Origin of the sequence: Dyadobacter sp. (genome assembly GCF_051859145.1) — a bacterium.
In the GTDB taxonomy this organism is placed as follows: domain Bacteria; phylum Bacteroidota; class Bacteroidia; order Cytophagales; family Spirosomataceae; genus Dyadobacter.
This window is the reverse complement of the sequence record NZ_JBHYGF010000206.1, coordinates 1-5,444: the sequence shown is the minus strand read 5'-3', so window position 1 is coordinate 5,444 and position 5,444 is coordinate 1. Positions and strand designations below refer to the sequence as shown.

Genomic DNA, 5,444 nt, shown 5'->3' with positions numbered 1-5,444 from the left:
AAAGAGGACACTTACTATGCACTGATCTTCCCGAAAGACAAGTTTCAGACCGAAATGCAGCTCATCCGTGGCTCACTCAAAACACCGGATTACGAAGCTGTCGGCTCCAAAATCCCGTTTCAGTTTCTGGACACAGGTTCTTACGCAGACCTTTTTTATGATAAACATACCTGCCGTTTTGTAGCAGTTACGCTCCACAAAAACGACCGGAATCAGACCGTCGCGTCCATTTACTCGCTTTACTCGCCGCCATTACCAGGTAGCAGCCCTGTTATCCAGGAAGCTGGCGCAAAGTCGCCGGGCGTTTTATCTGCTGGACTGCTCGCCTTGATCGCCGGCGCCATTGTTTCGGTTCTCGCATTCATTTATTTCAAAAACAAAAAGCGTGTCCAGCCTGTGGCCCTGGCGAATGCAGATCAAGCTGCTATTATTCATCCTGTTGGTGAAATGGAAGTTGCGCCTGTACAGGAATTCAGCCCTATTCCGCTCCAAAACAGCATCTTCCTGTTTGGTAACCTGCAACTTTTCGATGAAGACGGACGGGAAATCACCAAGCTTTTTACGCCCTTGCTGAAAGAGCTTTTTCTCGTTCTCCTGCTTTATTCCACACGCCGTGAGGGGATCAGTTCTGAAAAATTGAAGGAATTATTATGGTTTGATAAATCAGCAGACAGTGCGCGGAACAATCGGTCCGTGAATATCGCCAAGCTGAAAGCAGTGCTGGAAAAGTTGAAAAGCGTAGTGATCTCGAAAGAAACAGGCTATTGGCGGCTGAATGTAGATTACGACATTACACGTGTTGATTACGCCGAATACCTTGCCCTGGTCTCAGGGAAGCGCATTTTGAACAAACACGAAATTACCCGCCTGGCGAACATTACAAAACGCGGAAGTTTCCTCTCCAACCTGGAATATGAGTGGCTGGACAGTTTCAAATCGGAGGTATCAAACGAGATTGTGGATGCATACCTGCGGTATGCCGGCTCTGTCAACATAGGCGACGATCCTGAATTCCTGATAAGGATCGCCAACTACATTTTCTATTTCGACCCTGTGAATGAAGAAGCTATGATCCTGAAATGCAAGGCGCTGGCGCATTTGGGCAAACACTCACTGGCCAAGACCACCCTCGAAAACTTCGCCCGAGAATACAGCAGGATCTACGGCGAGGAATTCAGCAAGGATATGCCCGAAGTATTGCATTCTTAATCATATTTCATCCGGATCGCTTTGATCTCGCTTTTTCCCGGGCTTGTACCCGACACACTTACCCCCACACGCGGCGCGCGGTCCCAGCGCGGCAGCCAGGGCGCTTCCATGGTAACGGTACTGGTCAGCGAGTCGATTTTCTGTCCTTTGATCTCCCAGCTGAATTCATAAAACCTGCCAAAGCGGCTGTTGAGTTTCAGGTCGATGTACTTGAACCGCTCTGGTATAGCCTGCGACCTGATCACCTGGCGCTTTCCGTCGCGGATCTGCCACACTTCCAGCATCTCGTCCCGCGCACCCAGCCCGATCGCATTCTGCGAATCTCCGTACAGCACAATGTGCTGCATCAGTTCATTAAGCCCGATTTCGGCCGAGAAGGTATAGCTGCCTTTTTTCACGACCATTCCGAGGAAATTACCTGTTGCTGCTTTGTTGGTATTATCAATGCGCAATGCGCCCCGCTCCACGGCGTAGGCCGGTTTGGGAAAATGCACATCATATACCCACAGCGCCTGCAACGTATCTCGCTCATAGTCCAGCGAAAAGCTGGGATTGAGGATCACAGTGGCCGACGAAGGCGCTTCTGCCTGGGCGGGCGTTGTTTTTCCATATCGGAAAGCCGGCCATTTGGAAGCCTCGTCAAAAACCAGCTCACTCAGTACACCCTGCCGGCCGGCGAATGTGAAATCGATACCATTGTAGGCGTGGTGCAGGTAAAAATAGCGGTTGTCAGGAGTAACTACCACGGTTCCGTGACCTGGGCATTTCCACATTTCATCACCAAAAAGAGCAGGATTTCCCGGGTATTTAACCCAGGGGCCTTTCAGGTTTTCAGCTCTTGCAAACCCAACCTGATAATCGCATTTCTCACCGCAGCACGCATTGCCCGAATAGAGCATATACCAGTAATTGCCTCTTTTAAAAATCGCCTGTCCCTCTGCGCCGCCACTTTCCCAGCCTGCCGGGTCGGCTTTGATCAGGCTGAATTCCTTGCCGGTCACCTTCAATCCGTCTGCCGAAAGTTCTGCACCGAGGATTTCAATGCCCCTGTCTTTGTCGAGCCCGTAAGCTTTCCAGGTCAGGTAAAGCTGGCCTTTGTCTTCCACGATAAATGCGTCGATCGCCTCATTCGTCCATTCGAGCAGCTGTCCGTGGTCCTTGAAACCCTTTTTCAGATCTTTGGTAGTCGCCACGCCGATGAAGGATTTCTGATCTGACTTTCGCCGGGCTGTGTAGTAACAGTAGAAAGTCCCGTTCCGGAAAAAGAGCTCAGGCGCCCAGTAGCTGCCCATTGTCCATGCAGGAAGTTCGTCAAAAACGGGCCCCACATATTCCCAGTCGACCAGGTTTTTGGAACTGTAAACGGGATAAGCCGGCCCCCATTCGGATGAGGTACCGGCTGCATAATAAGTATCCCCCACCCTGATCACCGAAGGATCGGCAAAATCGCCTGCAATGACGGGATTGCGGTAGGTAATCACCCGGCTGGGCGGCGCTTTCTGGGCTGTTATAGAATGGTTTAAAAACAGGATCAATGCAAATGCAAGCAGCTGAAATCTCATCTTTTTATTAGAATGGTTGACCTAAGAAAAAGAATTTTATCCAGAATTCAGAAGTGAAAATACACATACTAGGGTTTGCGTTCGGGCTTTTGAGCATTGTATCCGCTGGCACCGTGAAACCATTTGGCACCCTGACCGGTAAGCCAGAGGTAGTAATCGGTTGCTAAATCAGCTTCAATGCCGACAAATTTTCCATCCGCATTTAACGGCGTTTCGCCTTCTTTTTTGGTTTTAAAAATGGCGGTACCCTCATCGACCTCATCAAACATTGCGACATACAAAGCCTCCGCACCTGACATTTTTGCGCCTGCTATCTGCTGCCACAAAAACTCGCCTTTGGCGCGCGGAATCTGGTTGTAAAGTGATTTATCGTTTTTCAGATTACCCCAGCTGAATCCCGGAAATACGAGCGGCGCGTAATCGATGTTGTTGGTTTTGCACCAGGTAATATCTGCCGGCAACTGCGTACCCGCTACCGAAGAGTAGGAAGATCCATTGTACCTGCCCACAGCCCACGGCATAATCACGTCGGCACTTTTGATGACGGTATGCAGTAGCGGCGAGTTTTCAGTATCATTCCCGAGCGTGCGCCAGTAGTAAGGTACCCCCAGCAGGATCGACGCTTTCTTGGTCGGACCTTTGATCTTATCTACCAGCTTCTGAATGTCGGCGATCGTGTATTTCCGTCCGTCATTAAACCCTACTCCCCAGATTGCCACGAGCGGGCGACCGTTGTGACGGAGGTAAGTAGGATTTTGTTTGTTGTCAAAAAGGTTAAAAAGCTTTTGCAGCTCCTCCCAGTCTTTGACAATAAAATCCATATCCGCCGAAACCGAACCACTGAGATCATACATAATGCTGATCGCGCGCCCGTACTTTTTGGAGGCTTTCAATGCATTTTCCAGGACTTTGTTAAAATGCCTTTTGCCACTCTCGCCTTTCACTTCGCTCACGAATCTTTGCATATAAACGCCGTCGATATCGTGCTCCTTCATCCATTTAAAATGGAGATCCACGCTTTCTTCATCGTAGGGGCTATACACCTTCGCAGCTTCCCCATTCGCGTACTTAAATGCAGTGTTGTAGGTTTTGGAATAGTCAGTCACATCCGGCCAGAAGTCGATCGAGGAATAGCCCGGCTCAAACTTCCCATTCTTCTGATAATGGTGCCACCCCCCCCCCCCCCCCAACCCCAAACCCCTAAAACCCCCCCCATAAACACCCCTGATACCCCGCCATTACGAGGCCTTTGTAGCTTTTGAACAGGATACCGGTGGTGTCGTATTTGATTTCTTCAACAGGCTTGGGATTAGTGGGTTGGCCGTTGTTATCTGCTCCTTTGCAGCTTAAAGAAAGAAAAGGTAAAAGGATTAGGAAAGTCAATACTCTCATTTTGATGGTTTAGTTAATTTAATTTTTATGTTTGATTTTCTTGAACTTTCAAGAATTGTCACCCTGAGCGCAGTCGAAGGGCAGGCGACCGCGCTACTTCCCTTCGACTGCGCTCAGGGTGACAAAAGTGGGAGCCGCTCAGGGTGACAAAGGCTACCTCACAACCCCACTCGCACTGCCTTCGCATAATTAAACTTTGACTCCGGCGCATCTATAATTGCTCCGATGCGGAAAAAGTACTGGTTACCTGTCTTTAAAACATTGCTGTTGGAGGCTACGTCCAGTTCCAGGGTGTATACCTTATTGGCATCTACTACCCCATTGATTTCCTGCTCCACGAGCGCGGTGCGCATGGGTTCTCCCACGGAAGGTTCGGGGTGGGCGTACAAGCCTATTTTGCGGACGTTGTTGATTACGGTTTGCTGCAATTTGAAGGTGGCTACTACTTTTGAACCCACTTTTTCAATCTTTGCGTCCTTTACCCGAATGTAAGGCTGCACTTTGAAATCGAGCTGTGTTGCGCCATTTACGTTTACTTCCTGCGGGGTAAGCGGCACGAAATTTCCGCGTACGGGCGCAATGGTGTAGGTATTTGCAAAAACCAGGTTGTTACGGTAAGAGCCGTCGTTTTTGAAGATCATCAGCTGCTTCGTCTGCGAAGCGTAACCGTGCTCAATGTACTCAATCGCGCTCCCGCGAATAATATCCTGCTCCACCGGCTCATTGGTGTCAATATCCAGGATAGTCCCAAACAACTGCGCATCCGGCGCAGGATAGTTGTCGATGCTGCAACTGGTGAGTGCCAGTGCAAGAAGTAAGAAGATGGTATTTGATAGTTTTTTCATGATCGATATTTTTGGTTTAAGGGAGGAAGGAGGAAGGGGAAGAAAGGGAGGACGGGCATTTTGCTTCCTCCCTTTCCTCCATCCTCCTTCCTCCCTTTATTTTCAATACTGCGGATTCTGCACCAAACCATTTGCGCCAATACCCGGAATGTACCGGTAGTACTGCTTGTAGTCGAAGGTGGATGGATTGCTTCGGGCTACGTTGGTGCGGATGAAGATGTATTTGGCGGGTGTGACGCGCAGGTCGAGGACGGGCAGGATCGAGTGGCGCATCGTATTGTTGAATGCGGTGTGGTACTCGCGCCTTCTGATCAGATCCCAGAAACGTTTGTTTTCAAAAGCCAGCTCTACCCTCCTTTCCCGGATTACATTGTCGATTGTTAGCGGAATGTCGGTTTTGTGGCCTGCGCGGTGGCGGATATCGTTGAGCGCTTTT

General features: G+C 49.7%; 5 protein-coding genes. 1 reads left to right on the top strand and 4 read right to left on the bottom strand.

Annotation, left to right across the window (positions count from 1 at the left end; translation table 11 throughout):
* Window positions 1–1,209 (top strand): AfsR/SARP family transcriptional regulator (locus tag ACTIE6_RS13075; RefSeq protein ID WP_439557063.1); only part of this gene is annotated, 1,209 nt, incomplete at its 5' end.
* On the opposite strand, the gene ACTIE6_RS13070 is transcribed toward ACTIE6_RS13075, so the two are convergent.
* From ACTIE6_RS13070 to ACTIE6_RS13055, 4 genes are all read right to left on the bottom strand, one after another.
* Window positions 1,206–2,771, bottom strand: a complete 1,566-nt coding sequence (locus ACTIE6_RS13070; RefSeq protein WP_439557062.1) for a glycoside hydrolase family 43 protein — start codon at window positions 2,769–2,771, stop codon at window positions 1,206–1,208. The genes ACTIE6_RS13075 and ACTIE6_RS13070 overlap by 4 nt on opposite strands.
* A 68-nt stretch (window positions 2,772–2,839) precedes the next feature.
* Window positions 2,840–3,961 carry a glycoside hydrolase family 71/99-like protein gene (locus tag ACTIE6_RS13065; RefSeq protein WP_439557061.1) on the bottom strand — a complete coding sequence of 374 codons (1,122 nt, stop codon included), beginning with the start codon at window positions 3,959–3,961 and terminating at the stop codon, window positions 2,840–2,842.
* A gap of 360 nt (window positions 3,962–4,321) precedes the next feature.
* Window positions 4,322–5,008 (bottom strand): DUF3823 domain-containing protein, encoded by a 687-nt coding sequence (locus tag ACTIE6_RS13060; protein WP_439557060.1) that lies wholly within the window; start codon window positions 5,006–5,008, stop codon window positions 4,322–4,324.
* A gap of 102 nt (window positions 5,009–5,110) precedes the next feature.
* Window positions 5,111–5,444 (bottom strand): RagB/SusD family nutrient uptake outer membrane protein (locus tag ACTIE6_RS13055; RefSeq protein WP_439557059.1); only part of this gene is annotated, 334 nt, incomplete at its 5' end.